1 protein-coding gene is annotated in these 1,276 nt (G+C 67.7%); it reads right to left on the bottom strand.

The features are described from left to right. Positions 1-1,098, bottom strand: a 1,098-nt coding sequence (locus ACWD6N_RS37740; protein WP_450006762.1) for an IS630 family transposase, incomplete at its 3' end; no start/stop codon positions are given. Positions 1,099-1,276: the final 178 nt, after the last annotated feature.

Raw genomic sequence — 1,276 nt, 5'->3', positions numbered from 1 at the left:
TTGGCCCCATCGTCGTTGGCGTTCGCTGCGGATGCGGGCGCGTTCTCGGCGTTGGGCGGCCAGGACGTCGGGGTGGCGGGCGTTGGCGTTGCGCCAGCGTAGGTAGGCCTGCAGCCGACGGGCCAGGACGGTGTGGTTGGGGTGGTTCGAGCCGGCGATCACGAAGGTGCGTAGCGGCCCGAACTGGGCCTCGATCGGATTGGCCCAGGAGGCGTAGGTCGGGGTGAAGCAGAGTTCGACCTTGTTCCGGGCCGCCCACCTGCGAATCTTGAGGCCTTTGTGCGCGGACAGGTTGTCCAGGATGACGTAGATCGGCGCCCCGTCCGGACGCGCGGCGCGGATCGACTTGAGTGCGGCCAGGGTGTTCGCGGCACTCTTGCGGCGCCGCACGACGCCCCAGAGTTGGTCGTCGCCGACGCTGTAGCAGCCGTGGAACTGCCGGACCCCGTGCAGCTTGTGGTAGTTCGCGGGCAACCGGTGCGGGTGCCCGGCCGGCGCCCACCCTGCGCCGGCCTGCGGACGGATCACCAGGGGACCGAACTCGTCGAACGCGAACACCCGCTGCGGGAAACAGGTGCTCACGTACTCGATCCGGGCGAGTTTGGCGTCCCGGTCAGGGTCGGTGGACTCCTTCCACGTCTTGGTCCGCTGGAAGGTGATCCGGTGCCGGTGCAGGATCTGACGCAGCCGTTCGCGCCCGATGCGGATCCGGCGGGCCGCATGCGAGCCCAGGTGGTCAGCGAGCTTGCGCACGCTCCAGCGGGTGAACGGGCGCCCGAGTTTCTCGGGGCGGGTGTTGGCCGTCTCGACGATGAACTGTTCCTCGTCAGGACTGATCTGGCGGGGACGGCCACCCGCCCACTGAGGGTCCAGGCTGGCCATCCCCATCTCGTTGAACCGGTGGATGACCTGCCGGATCGTGTCCTCGTCGGCCTGAACGAGACGGGCGATCGCCGGCACCGTGTTCCCGCCAGCAGAGGCGAGCACGACCATCGCCCGACGTAGTCGGATTGGTGAACCGGTTCCCCGGCGGGTGATTCTGAGCAGCTGCTGACCTTCCTGATCACTCAGCCGCCGCACACGTACAAGATCTGCCACCGCCACAGCCTGACCGCCGCAACGCCGCCAGACCGACAGGCCGGACGGCGTGTCAACCAACACCGTGAACGTTCGTGGTCACGGCACTAGTGTCCTGCGCCGGAAATTCGCCTAATAAGTTGGTGTAGGGTGAGGTGATGGCACGAACCGGGCGCCCTACCGCACCGCTGGTGTTGAC

This window comes from Micromonospora sp. NPDC005163 (assembly GCF_053599835.1).
This window is presented reverse-complemented; position numbering and strand designations above follow the sequence as displayed.